General features: G+C 62.2%; 15 protein-coding genes. 8 read left to right on the forward strand and 7 right to left on the reverse strand.

What is annotated here, in order from left to right; translation table 11 throughout:
- Nucleotides 1–145 precede the first annotated feature (145 nt).
- Nucleotides 146–781 carry an FMN-binding negative transcriptional regulator gene (locus VHD36_00005; GenBank protein ID HVU85675.1) on the forward strand — a complete coding sequence of 212 codons (636 nt, stop codon included), beginning with the start codon at nucleotides 146–148 and terminating at the stop codon, nucleotides 779–781.
- A gap of 58 nt (nucleotides 782–839) precedes the next feature.
- On the opposite strand, the gene VHD36_00010 is transcribed toward VHD36_00005, so the two are convergent.
- Complete coding sequence (locus VHD36_00010; GenBank protein ID HVU85676.1) at nucleotides 840–2,111, reverse strand: serine hydrolase domain-containing protein; 1,272 nt, start codon at nucleotides 2,109–2,111, stop codon at nucleotides 840–842.
- A gap of 415 nt (nucleotides 2,112–2,526) precedes the next feature.
- On the opposite strand from VHD36_00010, the gene VHD36_00015 reads away from it, so the two are divergent.
- The gene (locus tag VHD36_00015) at nucleotides 2,527–4,113 is read left to right on the forward strand and encodes a 2-isopropylmalate synthase (protein HVU85677.1); all 1,587 of its coding nucleotides are present in this window, start codon (nucleotides 2,527–2,529) and stop codon (nucleotides 4,111–4,113) included.
- 357 nt (nucleotides 4,114–4,470) lie between these two features.
- Nucleotides 4,471–7,872 carry an ABC transporter permease gene (locus VHD36_00020; GenBank protein HVU85678.1) on the forward strand — a complete coding sequence of 1,134 codons (3,402 nt, stop codon included), beginning with the start codon at nucleotides 4,471–4,473 and terminating at the stop codon, nucleotides 7,870–7,872.
- Nucleotides 7,873–7,961: 89 nt separating this feature from the next.
- Here VHD36_00020 and VHD36_00025 read toward each other — a convergent pair whose 3' ends face one another.
- Nucleotides 7,962–8,120: a hypothetical protein gene (locus tag VHD36_00025; protein HVU85679.1), complete on the reverse strand. Its 159-nt coding sequence runs from the start codon at nucleotides 8,118–8,120 to the stop codon at nucleotides 7,962–7,964.
- A 132-nt stretch (nucleotides 8,121–8,252) separates the two neighbouring features.
- Between VHD36_00025 and VHD36_00030 the strand changes: the two genes are divergently transcribed.
- Together VHD36_00030 and VHD36_00035 are read left to right on the forward strand one after the other, a co-directional pair.
- On the forward strand, nucleotides 8,253–8,645 hold the full coding sequence (locus tag VHD36_00030) for a hypothetical protein (protein ID HVU85680.1): 393 nt from the start codon (nucleotides 8,253–8,255) through the stop codon (nucleotides 8,643–8,645).
- Nucleotides 8,646–8,969: 324 nt separating this feature from the next.
- Entirely contained in the window at nucleotides 8,970–10,415 is a 1,446-nt protein-coding gene (locus tag VHD36_00035) for a glycosyltransferase family 87 protein (GenBank protein HVU85681.1), read from the forward strand.
- A 179-nt stretch (nucleotides 10,416–10,594) separates the two neighbouring features.
- On the opposite strand, the gene VHD36_00040 is transcribed toward VHD36_00035, so the two are convergent.
- The gene (locus tag VHD36_00040; protein ID HVU85682.1) at nucleotides 10,595–11,602 is read right to left on the reverse strand and encodes a sigma-54 dependent transcriptional regulator; all 1,008 of its coding nucleotides are present in this window, start codon (nucleotides 11,600–11,602) and stop codon (nucleotides 10,595–10,597) included.
- A gap of 667 nt (nucleotides 11,603–12,269) precedes the next feature.
- On the opposite strand from VHD36_00040, the gene VHD36_00045 reads away from it, so the two are divergent.
- Nucleotides 12,270–13,649: an amino acid permease gene (locus tag VHD36_00045; GenBank protein HVU85683.1), complete on the forward strand. Its 1,380-nt coding sequence runs from the start codon at nucleotides 12,270–12,272 to the stop codon at nucleotides 13,647–13,649.
- A 53-nt stretch (nucleotides 13,650–13,702) separates the two neighbouring features.
- On the opposite strand, the gene VHD36_00050 is transcribed toward VHD36_00045, so the two are convergent.
- Entirely contained in the window at nucleotides 13,703–14,260 is a 558-nt protein-coding gene (locus VHD36_00050; GenBank protein ID HVU85684.1) for a YqgE/AlgH family protein, read from the reverse strand.
- A 516-nt stretch (nucleotides 14,261–14,776) separates the two neighbouring features.
- On the opposite strand from VHD36_00050, the gene VHD36_00055 reads away from it, so the two are divergent.
- On the forward strand, nucleotides 14,777–16,099 hold the full coding sequence (locus tag VHD36_00055) for a hypothetical protein (GenBank protein ID HVU85685.1): 1,323 nt from the start codon (nucleotides 14,777–14,779) through the stop codon (nucleotides 16,097–16,099).
- A gap of 156 nt (nucleotides 16,100–16,255) precedes the next feature.
- On the opposite strand, the gene VHD36_00060 is transcribed toward VHD36_00055, so the two are convergent.
- The 3 genes from VHD36_00060 to VHD36_00070 form a co-directional block, all read right to left on the reverse strand.
- Nucleotides 16,256–17,044, reverse strand: a complete 789-nt coding sequence (locus VHD36_00060; GenBank protein ID HVU85686.1) for an alpha/beta hydrolase — start codon at nucleotides 17,042–17,044, stop codon at nucleotides 16,256–16,258.
- Nucleotides 17,045–17,174: 130 nt separating this feature from the next.
- Nucleotides 17,175–17,462 (reverse strand): hypothetical protein, encoded by a 288-nt coding sequence (locus VHD36_00065; GenBank protein HVU85687.1) that lies wholly within the window; start codon nucleotides 17,460–17,462, stop codon nucleotides 17,175–17,177.
- 173 nt (nucleotides 17,463–17,635) lie between these two features.
- Nucleotides 17,636–18,409 carry a hypothetical protein gene (locus VHD36_00070; GenBank protein HVU85688.1) on the reverse strand — a complete coding sequence of 258 codons (774 nt, stop codon included), beginning with the start codon at nucleotides 18,407–18,409 and terminating at the stop codon, nucleotides 17,636–17,638.
- A 684-nt stretch (nucleotides 18,410–19,093) separates the two neighbouring features.
- On the opposite strand from VHD36_00070, the gene VHD36_00075 reads away from it, so the two are divergent.
- Nucleotides 19,094–20,605, forward strand: coding sequence for an FAD-dependent oxidoreductase (locus VHD36_00075; GenBank protein HVU85689.1), 1,512 nt, complete (start codon nucleotides 19,094–19,096; stop codon nucleotides 20,603–20,605).
- Nucleotides 20,606–20,722: the final 117 nt, after the last annotated feature.

The following is a 20,722-nucleotide window of genomic DNA, read 5'->3' on the forward strand; positions in this document are numbered from 1 at the left end:
GCTGCGCTGTACAGAGGCTCGCCCCGACGAGGGAAACGAGCAGGCGAGACGCCTGCACCACAAAAAGCCGGCTCGAACCTCGAGCGCTGCACGGCTGTCCAGAAACCAACACCGACGCAATCCAACCCAGCGACCGAGCCGGACTATGTACATCCCCGCGACGTTCCAAGGCCCTGACCAGACGGCCGTGTTCGATTTCATCGAGTCGCACAGCTTCGGCATCCTGGTCTCGGGCAAAGACGCTGAGTTGAAGGACGCCGGGCTGTGCGCCACGCATCTGCCGCTGCTCTTGCGGCGCGACGTTGGGCCGCATGGGCAGTTGGTCGGGCACATGGCCCGCGCCAACCCGCATTGGCGCGACATGGGCGGTCGCGAAGTGCTCGTCGTCTTCCCTGGTCCGCACACGTATATCTCGCCCTCCTGGTACGACGACAGCGAAGTCGTCCCGACCTGGAACTACCTGGCCGTCCATGCCACGGGTCGCTGCGAAATCATCGATGACGAACCGACGACCCGCCAGGTCGTAGCCGATTATGTCGAGTTCTACGAGCAGTCGCAGCCGCAGCCTTGGCAGTTCGACGCGAACGCCGATTACGTCAGCAAATTGCTCAAGCAGATCGTCGCCTTTCGCATTGATATCACGCGGCTCGAGGCGAAGTGGAAACTGAGCCAGAACCATTCCGCCGAGCGGCGCGCAAATGTGGCCCAGCAGTTGGCCACAAGCAGTGACCCCGAGGCTCGCGAAATCGGCCGGTTGATGCGCGAAACGCTAGAGCGCTGAGAGCGTGTCTGCAAAAAGCGGTCGTTTCGACGAAAGGCATCGGTGGCATCCGGCAGCTTCACGGAAAGATGATGTCTTTGATATCCTCAAGGCAGGCGCCTGAAGCATCCTCGGAGCGATTGCTGGCGGAAATGTATACGATGTCTTCATCGACGTAGCGGATGAACTCCGAATAAAACACGCCATTGCTGCCGTTGTGCGAGATGACCTTTGTACCGCGTGAAGAATCGCTCAGCACCCAACCGTAGCCGTACCAGACGTCTGCATCGGTCTCCACCTCGACCTTGCGCGAGAACATTTTTTCCTTTGCTTTCTTCGTGAGCACTTCGTCACCCAGCAGCGCCTGGTGCCAGCGATACAAGTCCCAGACGGTCGAAAGCACGCCGCCATTTCCGCGCAGGTTCCAGTAGGGACCGTCCTTCGCCCAGTTCTTATCAAGTGGTGTGCCCCAATCCGTCTTTCTCTCGTAGCCATGCGCGACGGCGTTGGGGTCCCATTTCGGCAAAAGATAGCCCGTATGCTTCATTCCGGCTGGCAGCCACAGTTGCTCGCGCAAGTAGGCTTCGTACGATTGTCCGGTCACCTGCTCGATCACGGCCGCCAGCAGGCTGTATCCAGAATTAGCGTAGCGATGCCCCTCGCCGGGCGAGAACAGTAGCTTTGACCGGAAAGCCTGTTCGACGATCCACGCGCGCGTGGCAGGTTCGTAGTCGCCGCCGAAATCACTCTTCAAGCCGGCGCCGTGCGTCAGTAGCTGGAAGAGGGTGATTTGCGATTTGTCCTTCGGGACATTCTCGAAATATTTGACAAGCTTGTCGTCTGCGTCGAGCTTCTTCTGTGACTCCAGTTTGGCGATCGCGGCGCCGGTGAATTGTTTGGTGAGGGAGCCGATGTCGAATGCCGTACGCGACGTGAACGGTATCTGCTTCTGTCGATCGGCGAGTCCATAACCCTTGGCAATGACGACGTTGCCGTCCTTGGCGACTAATAGAGCGCCGCCGAATCCTGTCTCGGCGTGCTTTTTCATCTGCTCGTCGAGCTTCTGGCCGAGCGGCCCTTCGACCTTATCGACGTCGGCCGGCTCAGTCGCTCCTGCAATTCTGCAAATCCCTACTAAGACAGCGACGAGGACGGACAATAACGGCCTGTGGCCCGATCTCTTGCTTGGGCTCATGGGTCCCTCTGAGAATGCACCTTCGAATCGCATGTTCGATGCACCGCTATCAGTGCGGCCCGTGGTACGCCAAGCCAAGGAGCCTCGGAACCATTGCAACCCTTGAGCATTATCCCAGTGATATCCAATCGCACCATTAAGGCTCGGAAGCGGCATTATTATCCGAACCATTCTGCTTGACCGCCCCTCTCCTGTTAGCTAGAGTTCAATGCGATGGGCCTTTAGCAGCCTATCCCAAACAGGAACACTTCCATGGCGCGACTGAACCTACTACCGCTTCGCTTGCGGTTGCTTGCCCTCGGCAAGCGCTAGGGTTCGTACGCTCGGAAGATTCCGACCTGATCCGACCAGCATACGAACCCTAAGGCCTGGCAGCCTTGGGGTTTTTTGTTGCCCAAACTTGTTCCCTTATAATCAACGTCCCATGCGTAACTTTGGCGATCATCGAGGCGAGCGTACCCGCACGCCCACGAGGGCGTGGTTGGTGCTTACCGGGCCGGCCTAGGGTCGGCCCTCTGCACCGCGTTTCGATTCCTCGCGCTCACCACCAATCGCCCAGGGACAAAAACCCATGAATGCCGAAGCAAACGCCAAACGGCCTGCCGAACGCACCATCACCATCTTCGACACCACGCTGCGCGACGGCGAGCAATCGCCCGGCGCCAGCATGAACATCCCCGAAAAGCTGGAGGTGGCCCAGGCCTTGGTCGACCTGGGCGTCGATATCATCGAGGCTGGCTTCCCCATCGCCTCGCCCGGCGACTTCGAAGCCGTCCGCGAAATCGCCAACAATATTCGCGGCGCCGTGATCTGCGGGCTGGCCCGCTCGGCCAACGAAGACATCGATCGCGCGTGGGAAGCCTTGCAGGGCGCCGAGCGCTCGCGGATTCACGTCTTTCTGGCCACCAGCGCCATCCATCGCGAATTCAAGCTGAAGATGGACAAGGACGAAATCATCCGCCGCGCTGTCACGTCGGTCACACGCGCCAAGAGTTACTGCCCAGATATCGAGTTCTCGCCCGAAGACGCTTCGCGGACCGAGGTCGATTTTCTGTGCGAGGTCGTCGAAGCCGCGATCTCGGCCGGGGCGACGACCGTCAACATTCCCGACACCGTCGGTTACGCCACGCCCACGCACATCGGCAACGTGATCCGCGCCCTGCGCGAGCGCGTACCGAACATCGATCGCGCCGTGATCAGCACGCATTGCCATAACGACCTGGGGCTGGCCGTGGCCAACAGCCTGGCCGCGGTCGAAAACGGCGCCGGCCAGATCGAATGCACGATCAACGGCATCGGCGAGCGGGCCGGCAACTGCGCCCTGGAAGAGGTCGTGATGGCGCTGCGTACCCGCAACGATTACTACCACGCGCGCACGGGCATCGTCACCGAGCGATTGGTGCCCACCAGCCGGCTGGTATCGAACATCACCGGCATCCAGGTGCAGCGCAACAAGGCCATCGTCGGCCGCAACGCGTTCGCCCACGAGGCCGGCATCCATCAAGACGGCATGCTGAAAGAGCGCCGCACGTACGAGATCATGCGGCCCGAGGACGTCGGCCTGGCCAAGACCGACCTCGTGCTGGGCAAGCACAGCGGACGCGCTGCTTTGGCCGATCGCGCCAAAGCCCTGGGCTATCACATAAGCGGCGAGCAACTGCAAACGGTCTTCGAGCAGTTCAAGGTGCTGGCCGACAAGAAGAAGGAAGTCTACGACGCCGACATCGCCGCGCTGATCGAACAGGAGATGCGCGAAATCCCCGAAACCTGGACCATCGCCGGCTATCGCCTGGTGGCCGAGTCGGGCCAGGTGCCCACCGTCTCGCTGACGCTGAAGCGCGGCACCGACGAAGTCACCGAAGAGGTCACCGCCGGCGATGGCCCGTTCGATGCCTTGTTTCATGCGGTCGAGAGGATCACGGGCGTCGAGGTCGTGTGCCGCGACTTCAACGTCCACAGCGTGACGATCGGCAAGGACGCCCAGGCCGAGGTCACGGTCGAGGTCGAGCACGATCGACAGATCTATCGCGGCCGCGGCGTGTCGACCGATAGCGTCGAAGCCAGCGTGCAGGCGTTTCTCACCGCTGTGAATCGCGTCGCCGCACAACTCGAGCGCGAAGGCAAATCGCCCCAGGCCAAGGTCGCCGGCAACGTGTAGCTCGGCAGGCGAAATCGATTTTTGCCACGGAGCACACCGAGGTCACCGACATGATGCAGGGACGGCCGCAGCCAGACGTCGGTGAAGAGAAAATGCCGAAGGTCGAAATCCGAAGGTCTAAAGAAAACTCAAAGCTCAAATCCCAAAGGATGCTTGGTGTGCTGCGATGCATCACCGTGCAAGCCCGTTAGTCATTCGCTCATTCTGATTTCTTTCGACATTTGCGTTTAGGCATTCGCCTGCTTCCTCGGTGTGCCCTGTGGCATAACCGCTTTGCACACAGGGCACGCTGTGCGACCACGGCGGCGCGGCTATCATACGAAAAGCTCGAACGTTACGTCTGCCGAAGAGCCACGCATGTCGCTATTGCAACTCTTGTCCGCCGGACTGGCCCACCATCGGCGGTTGCACCTGGCCGTCGCTTTGGGTGTGGCCGCGGCGACGGCCGTGCTCTCCGGCGCCCTGGTCGTGGGCGATTCGGTCCGCGACAGCCTGCGTCACCTGGCGCTCGATCGTTTGCAGCGCATCGACGAAATCCTGGCCGTGCCGCGCTTCTTTCGCGCCCAACTGGCAGGTGAATTAAGCGACCAGCCCGAATTCCAGGAGTATTTCTCGACCGTCGCCCCGGCCATCTTGCTCGAAGCCACGGTCGAGGATCCGCGGTCACAGCGCCGCGCGATGCGCGTCAACATCCTGGGCATCGACGATCGTTTTGCGGAGCTGACGAACGTCGAGAGGAAGGATTTTGCACCTCCGCCACCTGGCGAGATCACGCTGAACGAGGCCCTTGCCGAGGATCTAGGGCTCAAGATCGGCGACGACGTGATCGTGCGTCTGCCGGTCGCGCGCGAAGTGCCGGCCGATAGTGCGCTCGGGCGAAAGACCGAAACGATCACGAATCTGCGACTGTCGGTGCGGCGCATCGTGCCCGCCGAGGGCGTGGGCCGCTTCGCCTTGCGGCCGAATCAATCGGTCCCGCGCGATGCCTTCGTGAACGTGGCCGACATCCAGAGAATTCTCAAGCAGCCGGGCAAGGTGAACGCGCTGCTCGTGGGGGGCGAATTTCACAATGCCACGCCGGCCGAGATGAAGACCGCCCATGAGGCGCTCCAGGCTCTGCTCGCGCCCAACCTGGTCGACGACTACGGTCTGACGATCCGCCAGGCGCCGCTCGGCTATTTCCTGTTGGAAAGTGATCGCATGCTCTTCGAGCCAGCGGTCGTCGCGGCGGCCGAAGAATCATTCGGTCCCTTGGGCGCGCAGCCCACATTCACGTACCTGGCCAACACGATCGCCGATGGCGCGCGTGAAATTCCCTATTCGACCGTGACAGGTATCGACTTTGATAAGGCGGCACCCTCTGGCGGATTTCTCGACCTGGGGGGCAAGCCGGTGCGAGAACTCGCGGCCGACGAAATCGCGCTCAACCAGTGGGCCGCCGATGACCTGCAGGCCAAAATCGGCGACCCGATCCGCTTGACGTATTTCGAGCCTGAAAGCACCCACGGCCGTGTGAGCGAGAAAACGGTCGAGCTACGGCTGGCCGCGATCCTGCCGCTGGCCGGCGGCGCAGACGATCCCAACCTGACGCCCACGCTGCCCGGCGTGACGGACCAGCTATCGATCGCGGATTGGAATCCGCCGTTCCCGTTCGACAGCCAGCGCGTCCGCCCGCGCGACGAAGAATACTGGGACCACCACAAAGCGACGCCGAAAGCGTTCGTAGCGCTGGCCACAGCGCGCAAGTTGTGGAGCAGCCGCTTCGGCGACACGACCTCGCTGCGCATTCCGGAGGGCGAAGGACGAACGGCCGACAAGCTGCTCGACCGGTTTCGTCTCGCTCCATCTGACCTGGGTTTCGTGTTTCAGCCCGTCAAGCTGCGGGCGATCGAGGCGGCGACCGGCACGACACCGTTTCAATATCTGTTTCTCGGCTTCAGTTTTTTCATCATCGTGGCGGCGCTACTACTGATCGCGATTCTGTTTCGCTTGGGCGTCGACGAACGTGCCGGCGAAATCGGCTTGTTGCTTGCCCTCGGCTGGCCCATGCGCCGCGTTCGCCGATTGCTGTTGGCCGAAGGGGCCGTCGTGGCTATCGCGGGAGCAATTGTTGGCGCTGTGATCGGGGTCGGCTACGCGTGGCTGATGATCTTGGCCCTGACGACGTGGTGGCTGGCGGCCATACGCACGCCATTTCTGCATCTGCACGTCAATCCCGCGACGCTTGTCGCGGGCGCGATCGTGGGCGTGCTCGTTTCGCTGGTTGTCATCTACCGGTCACTGGCTCGGCTAAAGCAGGCGAACGTTCGCGCGCTGTTGTCGGATCGCGTGACGGAGCCTGCCGGAGCGCGCATTAGAGAATCGCGCCGCGCGCCGCTTGTGGCCGGCGCGGCGCTCGTGGCCGCGCTCGCCGCCGGCGCTGCAGGAACCCGCCTGGGAGATATGGCCCAGGCGATGGCTTTCCTCGGCTCAGGTGCGCTCGTGCTCGTGGCCCTTTTGGCGCTTGTCGTGGCGCAGTTGCGCACCGGCGCGGCCGGCTCGCTGGTCCGCACCGGCCGGGCCGCGCTTGTGTGGCTGGCTTACTCCAACGCGGCTCGCAATCCCGGCCGCAGCGCGCTAGTGATCGGCTTGATCGCCGCCGCCAGCTTCTTAATCGTGGCCATCGGTGCCTTTCGACTAGCACCGAGCACCGGCTTTGCGAGCGGTACCGGCGGCTTCGCAATCGTCGCCGAATCGGATCAGCCGATCTATCAAGACTTCACAACCGACGATGGTCAGACCGAGCTGGGCTTCTCGTCGGCCGAGCAAAAGGCCCTGGCTGACGCGAAAGTCTTCTCGTTGCGCGTGGCCAGTGGTGACGATGCCAGTTGCTTGAACCTCTATCAAGCACAACAGCCGCGCGTGCTGGGGCTGCCCGAGTCCTTGATCGAACGTGGCGGCTTCGCCTGGAGCAAATCGGCCGCCACCACGCCCGAGCAAGCGGCAGATCCCTGGCTGTTGCTCGATAAACGTCCCACGGATACCGGGGGCGACGGGCCCGTCGTGCCGATCGTCCTCGACGAGGCCACGGCTATGTACAGCTTGCACTTAAGTGGCGTCGGCAGCCGTTACGAGATCAAGGACGGTCAAGGCGAGCCGCTCACGACCGAGGTCGTCGGCCTACTGGCGGGCAGCGTCCTGCAAGGGGCGGTCTTGATGAACGAGCGCGACTTTCTGAAATACTTTCCCGAGTCGAGCGGCTATCGCTTCTTCCTGATCGAAACGCCACCAGCTGACGAAGCGCAGGTCCAAACCGTGCTCGAAAAGACGCTCGGTGATTTCGGCTTCGATGCCGAGCCCACCGCCGAGCGGCTGGCTGAGTACTATTCGGTGCAAAACACTTATCTCTCGACGTTTCAAAGCTTGGGAGGCCTGGGGCTATTGCTCGGCACCTTCGGACTGGCCGCGGTGCAGTTGCGCAACGTCGTCGAGCGTCGCGCCGAGCTGGCCCTGCTGCGCGCGGCCGGCTTCCGCCGCGCGCTGGTCGCGCGGATCGTGTTGTGGGAAAACGCGCTGCTGCTTGTTGCAGGCCTGGCGATCGGCACGCTCGCGGCGCTCGTGGCCGTGGCGCCGCACTTGGCGCCGGGGGGCGCGCATCTGCCCTGGCTGCCGATCGTGGCCACGCTCGCGCTAGTGCTGGCCGCGGGCCTGGGGGCCGGCATGTGGGCCGTCCGCGCCGCGCTGCGAGCGCCTGTCCTGGCGACGCTGCGCGGCGACTGACGATCCAGCCCTAGCTCCTCGCCGTTAGTCGCCAACCGCGCGCAGACCGGCCCAGCGGGATGCACCTTGGACCGGGTCGCAAAAACGGATCAATCGTCCGTCAGCTCATGATGGCGCAAATGCCACGTCGCGCGGCGCTTCTTGCTCGCCAGACGTTTGCGCTGGCGGCGGCTGCGCGCGGCCAGCTTGTTGAGCATCGAATCACCAAAGACGTCGAGTCGATTCGACTTGAGATGAGAATGCTGCACGGCATCGGCTCCTTCTAAGAAAGTGAGCAATGCGTCCTCTGCTGCGCTCTCCCCCTCCCTTTCAAGTCTATAATCAAGCCGCATGAAGTTTCAAATTCCGCGGGCTGAATTCTACTTAATCGATCGCGTGGCGTGACCAAAATGACGATTACGCTCGACATCGGCGGCGAGGGACGCCATCCGGGGGCCCTGAACCTTAATCGCAGCCGGTATAAGACCTTGGGCGCGGAGCGCGGCTCGCCGATCCCGAACGTGATCGTGGCTCGCGCCGATCGTATTCCGTTGGCCGACGGCAGCGTACAGCACGTGATCGTCGAGCGCACGCCCCTCTCGCGCACGGCGCTCGCGGAAATTGCCCGCGTCGTCGCGCCCGGCGGCACGATCGAACTGGCGCATGTCCCGTTGCCGGGCGAAGACCGGCACGCCCAGGCCCTGGCGATATTGCCCGGCCGCACGCAGCGCCGGTTACGTCAAATTGCCAGCCAATGGGTGCAAGAAACGCACTTCACGGTGCCGGCGTTGTAAGGCTCGCCTGGACGATCCGTCGAGTGACAGCATCGGCAAGTCGCCTTGACCCGCGCCGGCCGCTTCTGATATAGCACCTCCGACAAATTGACGTGTCGTCGTTCAGGCACCTTGCTTTGGCTCGACACGCTCGGCAAGAAGCGTAGACAGGTGCTTCGGGATATCGACGCAGCGCGTGAGTTCGGGATTTCTAAAGCGTCATCGCGGCATGGGGAGAATTGCCGCGGCATGGGCTAACTCTACAACCGCTTTTAGCAAACGTTCGCGCGGCGGCAGGGCCAAGCGCGTGCGCAATGCGTGGCCTGGTTGCCACGTCGAACAAACATGGCCCCCTCATTCGCGCGCTCTGCGACGGCAGCGGAATTGCCCGCCGGCAATGCGCGCGAACAATCCGCCAACGAACGGCAAGACGTGGGCCACGGCCAGGACCTGCTCGTGCGGATTTGTTGTGCCCGCTTTGCCATGCTCATCATGATCGTGGTGCTGTTGGGTATGCTGCCGTGGGCGGTGATGCGCGCCGTCACGGACCAGGGTTCGGACGTTTACGATTTCGTGCGCAGCAGCCGTTTCATTGTCGTACACGGCACTCGGAACCCTTGCACGGCGTTCAATCGGTATCTGCCGTCGGTGGACGTGGCGTTTATCCTGTTCACGCTTGCGCCACTCGCCGTTGTTGCGACGGCATATTGCTTATTCAACATCGGCACCTGGTTCGCGCTTCTGTCGACAGTGCGCGATCGTTTGCTTCCGCCGCGCAATCCGTCGGTAGCCAGCCGCGGTACCATGGCCGCGGCCCTGATGGTCCTGGTCATTGCCGCCGACGGATTCATGATCGGCGCGTTTCACGTGCTGATGGTTTGGCTCATGGTCGCGGGCCTCGTCCATGCCAGCCGCGGACGCGATTGGAAAGGGGGCGCGCTGCTGGGCGTCGCCACCTGGATCAAATTGCTCCCCGTGATCGGCGTCGGCTACTTGCTGCTCAAGCGCAAATGGAAGGCAGCACTCATCGCGCTGGCCGTCGTCGCGGCGATTGATATCCCTCTCTCGCTGGCCGCGTTCGGCTGGCAGGGAACATGGCATGAACACGCCGCTTTCCTGCACGGCGGTGCCATGGGCACGCTGCAGGACCAGATGCACGGCGAAGCCTGGATCGACGAAGATCGCATCACCAACCAATCCACGATCGTCGTTCTGCGCCGCCTGCTCACGGCCCGCGCCGGACAGACCAGCATGGCCGTTGCCGATCTCTCGCCGCAGGGGCTGTCGATCGTGACGGGCTGCGTGCTCGCGGGATTGGCGGCCGGAATCGCGACCTTGCTGCGGCGCCCCGGCGCGGCGCTTTCACAAGAGGAGTGGGCCGGCGAGATCGCCTTGCTGCTGCTCGGTACCGTGTGGTTCTCGCCGGTCGTGTGGAGCTACCATTTGACCGCCGTTCTGCCGGCGCTGGCCGTCATCATGGCGCAGGACCGCTACGAAGCTCCAAAGCAAATCGTCACCATTGCCTGGATCGTCGGGCTGGCGCTCTTTGCAGTGCCGCTGGGGCGCGCGGCCGGGCATATGCTGTTGACTTCGTACTTGATTGGCGCGGTCCTGCTCTGGACTCTCTCGAGCCGCGGCCAGTTGGCGCCCATGGCTGTTGGCCTGAGCTTCGGGCTTCGCGGTCCGCGCCGACCCGCGCATCACCGGCCGCGTGGCGCATTCGCGACGTCGCGCGACTCGGGCGCTAAATCGCCGAGCTCTGCAACGCCGGAAATCTTCCTGGTAGGCTAGCAGCCAGTTGAAAAAAGCCCTCGTGGCTTTTTTCAACCTCGCCAAGTGCGAAGCAAAGCTTCGCACGGCTCGCAAAATAACGACTTACGTCGATATTTTGCCATCGCATCCCTGCGATGTCGCAGCCCGTTGAGTTCTTCAACAGGCCGCCTAGGATCAGACGCGGCCGCAGTTCCCCATCATTGCAGTTCCCCATCACCGGCTTCGGGGATACTCAGCGACACCTCGAAGCGGCTGAGCAGCCGCGTCAGCGTGTTGGGGTGAACTCCCAGCAGTTTTGCCGCGCGCCCTTTATGTCCACGGGTGACGCGCAATGCCTGTCGGATCGATTCGTTGCGCAATCGTTCCAGGTTCAAAAAGGGTAGGGCTAGCGTCTGCTCGCGGCGGATCGTCGACGACTCGGGCAAAACTGGCACGCAATCGAGCACATACGACTGCTCGATGACCTGCGCGAGTTGCCGAATATTGCCCGGCCAGGGGAATTCGCAAAACTTCTGCAGCATTTCGCTGTCGGGTTGCCAAAGAGGGCGGCCATAACGGCTCGCGAATCGGTCCGAGAAGAACTCGATGAACTCCGGGATATCCTCGGGCCGCTGTCGCAACGCCGGCACGCGCAGCTCGACCATGTTCAATCGGTAGTAGAGGTCTTCGCGAAACCGGCCGTCGATCACCTCTTTTTCGAGATTGCGATTCGTCGCTGCAATGACTTGTACGTCGATTTTCACCGGACGTGAAGCGCCGACCGGGGTCACCTCGCGTTGTTGCAAGACGCGTAGGAGCTTCGGCTGCAAGTCGAGCGGCATTTCGCCGATCTCGTCGAGGAATACCACGCCGCCGCTGGCCGCGCGGAAAACACCGAGCGAGCTGCCCGCGGCGCCCGTGAACGCCCCGCGTTCGTGACCGAATAACTGACTTTCCGCCAGCGTCGGCGTCAGCGCCGCGCAATTGACGGGGATGAAGGGTTTCCCGGCGCGGCTGCCGGAAGCGTGGATCAGGCTGGCCCAGAGTTCTTTGCCCGTGCCCGTCTCACCCCAAATGAGGCAACTGCATTGGACTTCAGCGACGCGTTCGGCGTGCTGAGCTATGCGTCGCACTACCGCATTACGGCCGAGTACCCAATCGACCGATTTGCCGCAGTTTACTGCGTGCACCCCATCCGTGGGCGCGGTTTGAGTGTCATTAAGCATTTGTCGAAGCCTTGCGCATCGTCTCCCGTCGCGGGATATCGGCGGTACGATGCTTGCAATCACGTGTCACACGCCAGCCAACCTCATGCTGAAGTAACTGGCGGTCAATCAATCATTAGCGTTCCTCGGCCCCAGCACCGAAGCAATCCCTGCTGCTGCCTGCGCACCAACGAGGCGTGCAAGCGTGCCGCATTTTCGGCGGCTCGATGTGCGATGAGGAGATACCCCCCGCGACATCGAAGCCCCGCACTTTCGAAATACTCGATTCATGCTAGTTAAACAACACCAAAAACGCAAACCTTAGGGGCGCTAACCGTTTTGAGGCGTTGAGGATACTGCGAATGCCGCGCCGTTCTAATCCTCACAATCCGTCCCGAGTGCCGTTCCGATTCGCTCTGTCGCTGTTAGTGGCTATGCAGGAACAAGTTGCGTCGAATAGAGCTTCGCTAGTGACGGTATTGGTTACTTTCGAGCCATGCCCCCCGCGCCGGCGGATCTTGGCTATTTTTTGCACGGTCCGCCCAGAAACTGCGCTGTTCTGCAATGCCAAAAAATCTTGAATTAGGAGCATTTTTCGCGACGAATTGTCGTACAACCGATTACGTTCTGTGTGCCCCAACGGTTCAAGCGACTATGGTGGTCTGCCATGGGTCACCGTGGTCACATCATGAACAGAACGAATCGGGAATCGGATCTGCCACCGGTGCTGGGATTCTTCTCAGCGGTCACTCTCGTCGTGGGCGGGGTGATCGGTTCGGGGATCTTCCTCAAGCCCAGCCAGGTGGCGGCGGCGACCGATGGCTACGTCGGACTGATTCTCACGCTATGGATCGTGCTCGGCGTCGTGAATCTCTGCGGAGCGCTGGCGCTGGCCGAACTTTCGGCGATGTTTCCGCGCTCCGGCGGCTCGTATCTCTTTCTCCGCGAGGCCTACGGGGCTCTTTGGGCTTTCAGTTGGGCATGGGCCGAGTTCTGCATTATTCGCAGTGGCAGCATTGCCACGCTCGCCGCCGCGATGGCGATTACGATCGGGGAATTCGCTACGGCGACCGGCTTCGCGATCGACGCAGGCACGGAGCGGCTGTTTTCCATCGCGAGCATCGTCCTCTTGGCAGCGATCAATATCGTTGGCACGCGATGGGGCGGCGCCGTGCAAAATCTGACGACTGTCATCAAGGGAGCCTTCGTCGTTTTTCTCGCGGTGCTCCCCTTTGTGGCGCTGGAGTCGAACGCGGTCGACTTGGGGCGGCTGTTTCCGCACGCGATGAGCGCTGGACTGCTGGCCGGCATCGGCAGCGCCGTCTCGGGCATCATGTGGGCTTATGACGGTTGGGCCAATCTTCCGATCGTGGCCGAAGAAGTGCGCGAGCCCGCGCGCAATGTGCCCCGTGCATTGATCTTGGGAATCCTGTTGTTGATCGTGCTCTATACGGGCGCGAACCTGGCCTACCATCTCACGCTGCCCGCTAGCGAAATCGCCACCGCCAAGGCGACGGCCGTGACGGCGGCCGAGAAGCTGATTCCGAATTTCGGCGGCAAGCTCACCATGGCCATGCTGGCCGTGTCGATTTTCGGTGCCCTCAACGCCAACATACTCACGGGGCCTCGCGTGCTCTTCGCCGCGGCGCGCGATCACGAGTTTCTCGGCCCCATGCGCCGCGTAGATCCGCGCTTTGGAACGCCGGCCATCGCCATCGCGGCGTTGTCGGCATGGGCCACGCTCTTGATCGTGCTCGGCGATTTTTATCCCGATCCCGACAAGCGCTTGTACGACGTGCTGAGCGACTATTGCATCTTTGGCGCGGCACTTTTCTATCTGGCCGCGGTGGTGGCGGTATTCGTGCTGCGGCGCTCCCGGCCTGCGGCGCCGCGCCCCTATCGCGCGTGGGGCTATCCGTTGCTGCCGGCGGTTTTCGTGGGGGCCTACATACTGGTTCTTTCCAGCATGTTTTGGGCGGCGCCGGTGGAATGCAGCATCGGGCTCCTTCTCATCGCGGTGGGCATGGCGGTTTTCGCGGTCGCACGACGCCTCTCAAACGAGCGTTGATCGACCTGCACGCCCGTTTGCGAGCGATTCCGTAGCGCCAGGCCAGTGGCGATTTAGTTTCTCGAAGGGTCGACCGGTACGTCCTTGATGCGCAGCGCCGCCAACACTTCCCAGCCAGCCGCTTCACTAATCGAGCGTTCCCACAACTCGGATTGCAGAGCGAATACATGCCGCAGACCGGTCGGCTCGGTGCGCCAAGCGCCCGCTTGCAATTCCATTTCCAGTTGGCCGGCAGCCCAGCCGGCGTATCCAAAGAAAAAACGGACCGGCCCCTCGTGCTTCTCGCAGATCAACGCCCGCAATTGATCGCTGCTAGCCGTGAAGTACAAGCCTGGCAAAACCTCGATCTCGGCAATCGTGGCTTCCGTGTGCAGCGCCATCAAGGGGCCTTCGCACGGGCCGCCTAAGCTGAGCGGCGTGTCCTGTTGGCAGTCTTCCTGTCCCATACGCTGCCAAAGCTCGCGAACGCTGGTCGACGTCGCCCGATTGAGGACCAATCCGAGAGTTCCTTCGTCGGGCGTGTGCCGCACGATGAGGACGACCGTCTGGCGAAAGTTCGGATCTCCCAGCTCAGGAGATGCCACCAGCAAGAGGCCTTGCAATGATTCCATCGTGTCCTCTCCTCATCGGTCGTTCCGTCAGAGGCGGCGATCGCTGCACACTCGACTCGCGTTGCGAGCGTCGCCGCGGCCGGTCGCAATATTCATTCAAACTACCGACCTTTGCCGGTCGTATGAAGCCCCGAATACTCGGTAAGAATTGCACCAGGCACCGCGCGCCCGGATAGCGAGCGCGGCGATCGATACGCCACATTCGACTCTTACCAACAGGGAAAGATTGACGGTCTTTTTAGGTTTAGGGGCGGTAGACAGCAATCCCCGGCCACTGCTTGGGCTGGCCTACAAACGGCGCGTCGCCCAGCAGAATACGCCGCGCGCAACCTGCCACGCGACAAGGGTTTGATCCCCGAGGCGGGTTTCATGAAGCCTTCTGCGCCCTGGCAACCGAATCTGCCGATCCAGCGCAAATTGTTAATTCCTCGGACGGTGCTGGCCGATGCGGTTTTATGACCAGTAGCGATCGAGCCACGAAATCCAGACATCACGCTTGCATAGGGAGTGATGGCAATGTCCCGTTCCATTGAAGCCTTGCTGTGGAGCATCGCCGTAGGGCTTTCGTTATCGGTTCCCGCGTTGGCAGATGTCATGGAGTCGGCCCCGGTCGACGCCGCTGCGGGAGTTCCTTTGCCACAGAGCGCGACGCCGGCGACCTCGGCCGTTGAAGAACCGGCGGCCGCCGAAGCCGCGTCCGTCGAGCCCGTGGAGCAACCCGCTTCGACGGCCGGCCATGCCGAGCTGATCCAGGAGCGCTATCCCAGCCGGGAAATCAAAATCGAACGCGAGGTCGTGCAGGACGCCAGCGGCAACTATGTCAACCACGGCAAATGGACCATGTACGACGAGCGTGGCCGCATGGTCGCCTGCGGCCAGTATCGCTACGGCGAACGGCATGGCGTCTGGACCCGCTGGCACCCGGCGGGCCAGGACATGTTCTCTCAGGTACCGTACAAGCAGTTCCAGGCGCCGTTTGTGTCGGAGGTTACCTTCGACAACGGTCGCATGCATGGCAAGTGGTCGATCTACGACAAGCAAGACCGTCTGTGCAGCGAGTTCAACTTCGAGAACGGCGAACGCCAGGGGAAGTCGACCTGGTTCTACCCTGGTGGCCAGAAGATGCGCGAGATCGATTACAGCGCCGGCCAACTCGACGGTCAGTGGCGCGAGTGGGGAATGGATAAGAAGATCTCGATGAACGACACCTATCAGGATGGTCGCCGCCTGGGCAAGAAAGTCGAGAAGTATCCGAACGGTCAGCCCAAGATGGAAGGGACATACCTCTTTGCCCGTGAAGTCCTCAAGTCGAATTACGACTGGTGGAACGGTACGATAAAAACGACGGCCACCCGGGAAGGCAAGGATCAACGCCACGGCCGGTATGTCACCTGGCACAAGAATGGCCAGAAGGAAGAAGAAGGGCAGTACTTGAACGATCTGCCCGTCGGCAAAACGAATTGGTGGTTCGAGAACGGACAGAAGGCGCTCGAAGGCCAATACGTCAATGGCGAGCGCAACGGCCTGTGGATCTGGTGGCATGAGAACGGTCAGAAGTCCGTCACCGGTGAATTCGTGAAAGGCGTGGAGATCGGCAAATGGACGTGGTGGAACGACGATGGCAAAGTCGCCAACTCGGCGCGCATTACCCAGGGCCAATCGACGTTCTCGGAAGAAGATCCGGGCGATGGCGTGCCGACCGTAGCCCCCCAAGCGCCTCCGGTACCGCGTACGGCCGGCAAATCGCCCACGGGCAAAGCGCCCGGTGGCAAGTCGCCGTCGCGCCAGGCCCGCGCCCCCAAGCGAGCGTCAGCACCGACAAACACGATCCGTCGTTAATGCACGACGTTAACCTGGATCGGTTGCCGCTGGTGGCTCATCCACCAGAGCGCGACGATTGAGTCGTTTCACGCCCGCTCGCATTCGCTCGCGGTGCCTCTTCCGGCGCCGCGAGCTTCATTTATATGGAACCTGGATCGGAGCACTTCGGCGACATCAGCGTTCGGACAATTCGTCGAAGAACGCGTCCAGCGCGGCCAGCCACTGTTGGTCGCGTGGGTCGTTGTGATCCCCACCGCGGATGACGACCAGCTTCTTCGGCTCTTGTGCCGCTGCATGCAGCTGCTGGCCGAGCGTGAACGGCACGACCGTGTCGGCATCGCCGTGACACTGCAGGAGCGGCCCGGAATAGTTGCCGATCTTCGCGAGCGAATCGAACCGCGTCCGCATGAGCGGACGCACTGGCAACCAGGGAAAGTGATACGCGGCAACGTCCGGCAGGGACGTGAACGTGTTCTCCAGAATCAAGCCGCGCGCCCCGTCCGCTGCTGCCAGGTCGACCATGACGCCACCGCCGATGCTTTCGCCCAAGAGAACAATTTGGCCTGGCGCGATTTGCGCGCGCTCGGCGAGCCAGGAGCGCGCCGCGCGGGCGTCGGCCAAGACGCCGGCTTCGTTCGGGCGGCCACTGCTGCGGCCAAAGCCGCGGTAGTCGAAGGCCAGCACAGCCACGCGTTGTTCTTGCTGCAAGTGGCGCAGGAAGGGCGCACGGTGCGCAATGTGTCCGGCGTTGCCGTGAGCGAAGAGGACGTAGGCTCGCGGCTCATCGACCGGCAAATACCAGCCGTGCAGCTGTGTGCCGTCGGGGGCTGTGAACCACGCGTCCTCGAACTCGATGTGGCGGGGCTGCCAATCCCCGTCGGGATAGCGCGAGGGAATGAAGATGAGAGAATTTTCGAAAAACATTAATAGCGACAGACCGAGTAGTGCAGCCGCCGCGATCACGCATACAAACCGTAAGAGTCGTGATCGCGCGAGGCGCACAAGAAAAGAGTCCGCCGCCATCATAACTTTTTGACGAGGACCTGCGCCGAGTTCGGTCGGTGGCAACCCTGGATCGACCTGCGCCAATTCGTCACGTCCGGCAGCGAACGCCACCGCGCCCCGCATTGAACGAGAACGAGGCACGCTTCTCGGGCGCGGCGCGAACGACGGCCGTGATCTCTTCGGCCGACATGCCACGATCGAGCATCGACTGCTTGAGCGCGTTATTGTCCTCGGTCTGCCTGACCTTGCGCCAGGCCTCACTGACGATGGCCGTTATGCATACTGAGGTGGCGGCCAGAATCCCTAGCGTTCCCAGTATCGCTCCTAGAAGGATGCCCGGGTCTGACGACAAGGTTTCGATGATCTGCGGCCACATACTCGATCCTCCGCAAATGGAGACAAGACGGCGACTGGCAAGCTATTCGCTCGCGGCAGGCGAATCTTGGCTCTATTTTACGCGGCGGACGGGAAAAAAGCTGCGGCGGCGTCTGTTTTCAGCCCGGATATGTCAGGAGCACTGGCCGATCAAGGCAGGCGTTGCGTATGGGCTCACCATTTGAAGCCCAGTGACGCGCCGAAATTTCCGGGGCCAGCCGAGGGGACGATGAACATATTCGTCGAGCGATCGGTAATATCGACCGCTTTGACCGACAGCGCGGCCAGCCATACACCGAGCGTGACCTGCGACAGGTAGTGCTGGTCTACATCGATGCGTCCCCACGCGGGAAAGAGGGCCAGCGCCCACATCGCGGCCTTCACGAGCTTCGAATCCGTCATTTTGGCAACGGTCAGGAAGGTTATGCCGCCGATCCAGGCATCGCCGCTGGCGCCATGGCTGTCCTGGAATGGATGCCAATGCGAATCGAGATCGGCGCTGGGGCGGTGCGCGCCCAGGCCATACTGCAAGGCCAGCAACATCGGACCACCGACAAGAAAAGCGCGGGTGCTTTTCCGCCCCCAGGTGCCGATGATATGCGCCGTCGGGGAGTATTCTTCGATCGGCGTAAAGACAAAGCTCGTCCCCACCCAGATCGGCACCATGATCCCGCCATTGCCCAGCCATGCGATCGCGTTGTGGATATTGTCCGAGGTCTGACTGCGCACGTCGTCCTGATACCAGTTACGGAAGTGTTGATCGATCGATGTATTGGCCACGATCGCCGCCACGCCGATACCGGCACCGAGCCACAGCAGGCTGCGCGCTGAATAAAAATTGCGGTAGTCGAACGGTATGTCCGTAAGCATCTCACCGGCGGTCTCGATGGGAGGACCAACCACTTTGGCAAAGAAGCCGCGTCGCCGCGGTCCGTCGGCGGGCGTCATGAGTCCCGCGACACCGCCGGGTCTCTCCTCGCCCGCCAACACCAATTGACCGGAACTCACCGCGCTAGCTCCGCCACTTGAGTTGGCCGCCTCGGGCGGCGCGACGAAGGTGGGCGGCGGCAGGCGAATCGGCTCGGGCTCGGCTGATACACGCTGTGCGAACTGCTCCGGTGCATACACCCGCTCGGGCCGCGAGACGACCAGGAGCGGCGGATTCCGAAAGGCGCTCGTTCCATCCGGCGCGACCGGGAGCCGCTCGATCGCCGCATCAGAGAGCGCAGCGCTGCCAGTAAGGCCAATACTTCCGACGAACGGCGAGTCTGGCGCTTGCCAACCCTTGGCGATACCGGCCTTGATGCCGAATAGTGCCACCAGCAAAGCGACGCTTAACCACCGCCGCGATAATCGCGCGGTCCCGTGCGCGCAGCGTGGCACCGCTGCGAAACGAGGCGCTTGCGCAGGATGTCGCCCGCGAGGAGGCATCCCGTGGTCAGCTCCGAAGTGAATCCTGAGAATTCCCCAACAGAAGAGGGGCGGAGTATCCCAGGATCATTAGCGCGTCACAACGCTGACAAACGCCCGAAATACAGAAAAGCAAGCAAGTTGGGCTCTGCTATCATGGGACATTCCGGCCCGCATCTTGTGCAGGCTTCCTAATTACTATGGATATCGGATTTGCGTTCCATGGCACCCCTCGCTGACCTGCAAACGATTGCCGCAGCGCGCTTGCTGGGGCGCTCGCATCGCGCGCGGCGAATCGAGGCCGTTGGCTACTTATCGCGCCGCGAATTTGTGCGGCAATCGCTGGCCGCGGGGGCGGCGATGCTCATGTGCGCGGCGCCTGCAGCAACCTACGGCCGCCAGCGAACCGATCGTCGCGTCATCGTTGTTGGCGCCGGACTGGCGGGCCTCGCGTGCGCATCCGAGTTGCGCGCGGCGGGCTATGACGTCACCGTGCTCGAAGCGCGCGATCGCGTGGGCGGACGCGTACACACGCTGCGCGATTTCGTGCCTGGCAAAACCGTCGAGGCCGGCGGCGAGTTCGTCGGTTCGAATCACCCGACCTGGCTGGCCTATGCGGAGCGATTCAAGCTGCAACTGGTCGACGTGCCTGACACGCACGACATCGATAGCCCCGTGATCCTGGGCGGCAAGCGGTTAAGCAAGCTGGGGGTGATCGCGGTTTTTCAGCAGATCGAAGAGGTCGAGCGCCACATGACCGACGCGGCCCGCTCGATCGATGCCGACGAACCGTGGAAAAGCGCAGACGCAAAGGAATTGGACGAGTTGTCCGTCGCAACATGGCTTGACAGACAAGAATTGAGGCCGCTCGTACGTCTGGCGATCGAAACGGAGTTCATCTCCTACAGCGGCGTGCCTACCGCGCGCGAAAGCTTTCTCGGCGCCCTGACCACGATCAAAGGGGGCGGATTAGAGAAATACTGGACAGAAAACGAGGCGTTCCATTGCGTCGGGGGGAATCAGCAGTTGGCCGACCGACTGGTCGAAACGATCGGTGCCGATCGCGTGCGCCTGCAGATGCCGGTAGAGCGCGTCGAGGTTACTGAGTCAGGCGCCACAGTGCGCTGTTTGAGCGGCGCGACCTTCGAGGCAGATGACGTTGTGTTGGCGGCCCCGCCCAGCACGTGGCGCCACATCCGCTTCGAGCCGGCGCTGCCCGAAGTGTTGAAGCCGCAGATGGGGAAGAACGTGAAATTCCTGGTTTCGGCGAAGGAGGATTTCTGGACCCCCTCCGAGTTACCGCCGACCAGTATGAGCGACGGCCCGATCGGCTTCACGTGGGACGCCACGGCGGGTCAGCCGGGTGGACCTGAAAAGGCATTCGTGGCGTTTGCAGGCGGTGAGGCCGCCGAGCAATTGCACCGCCTCACGGGCCCGGAACGTGTTCGCACGATATTGCGAGATTTGACCGAGCGCTATCCGAAGCTACCAGAGTGTCTTGTGCGCACCCAATTCGTGGATTGGCTAGCGCAGAAGTGGACGCTGGGCAGCTATTCCACGCCGGCCCCGGGACAGGTGACTGGACAAGGACCGATTCTGGCGGCGGGCTTGGGGCGACTGCACTTTGCCGGGGAGCATACCTGTCTCAAGTTCGTCGGCTTCATGGAAGGGGCGCTCAATTCGGGAGTAACCGTTGCCCGGCGACTGGCGGTGCGCGATCGCCTGGTCAGTTAGCGACCGCCAATTCTTGATTTGCTCTTTACGCGTCGCGCCGGCCGGGTATGGTGTTGTCGCTGGCGTCAACGGCTCGGGCGGGCCAAAAAATCTCACGGCTCGCAAAAAGCGACAGAA

This window comes from Pirellulales bacterium, from assembly GCA_035546535.1.
Classification (GTDB): Bacteria; Planctomycetota; Planctomycetia; order Pirellulales; family JACPPG01; genus JACPPG01.

Bases quoted from the DNA above. Each gene is read 5' to 3' on its own strand.
- VHD36_00005 (HVU85675.1), top strand. From the start codon at position 146: ATGTACATCCCCGCGACGTTCCAAGGCCCTGACCAGACGGCCGTGTTC.
- VHD36_00010 (HVU85676.1), bottom strand. From the start codon at position 2,111: ATGCCGCTTCCGAGCCTTAATGGTGCGATTGGATATCACTGGGATAAT.
- VHD36_00015 (HVU85677.1), top strand. From the start codon at position 2,527: ATGAATGCCGAAGCAAACGCCAAACGGCCTGCCGAACGCACCATCACC.
- VHD36_00020 (HVU85678.1), top strand. From the start codon at position 4,471: ATGTCGCTATTGCAACTCTTGTCCGCCGGACTGGCCCACCATCGGCGG.
- VHD36_00035 (HVU85681.1), top strand. From the start codon at position 8,970: ATGGCCCCCTCATTCGCGCGCTCTGCGACGGCAGCGGAATTGCCCGCC.
- VHD36_00040 (HVU85682.1), bottom strand. From the start codon at position 11,602: ATGCTTAATGACACTCAAACCGCGCCCACGGATGGGGTGCACGCAGTA.
- VHD36_00045 (HVU85683.1), top strand. From the start codon at position 12,270: ATGAACAGAACGAATCGGGAATCGGATCTGCCACCGGTGCTGGGATTC.
- VHD36_00050 (HVU85684.1), bottom strand. From the start codon at position 14,260: ATGGAATCATTGCAAGGCCTCTTGCTGGTGGCATCTCCTGAGCTGGGA.
- VHD36_00055 (HVU85685.1), top strand. From the start codon at position 14,777: ATGTCCCGTTCCATTGAAGCCTTGCTGTGGAGCATCGCCGTAGGGCTT.
- VHD36_00065 (HVU85687.1), bottom strand. From the start codon at position 17,462: ATGTGGCCGCAGATCATCGAAACCTTGTCGTCAGACCCGGGCATCCTT.
- VHD36_00070 (HVU85688.1), bottom strand. From the start codon at position 18,409: ATGACGCCCGCCGACGGACCGCGGCGACGCGGCTTCTTTGCCAAAGTG.
- VHD36_00075 (HVU85689.1), top strand. From the start codon at position 19,094: ATGGCACCCCTCGCTGACCTGCAAACGATTGCCGCAGCGCGCTTGCTG.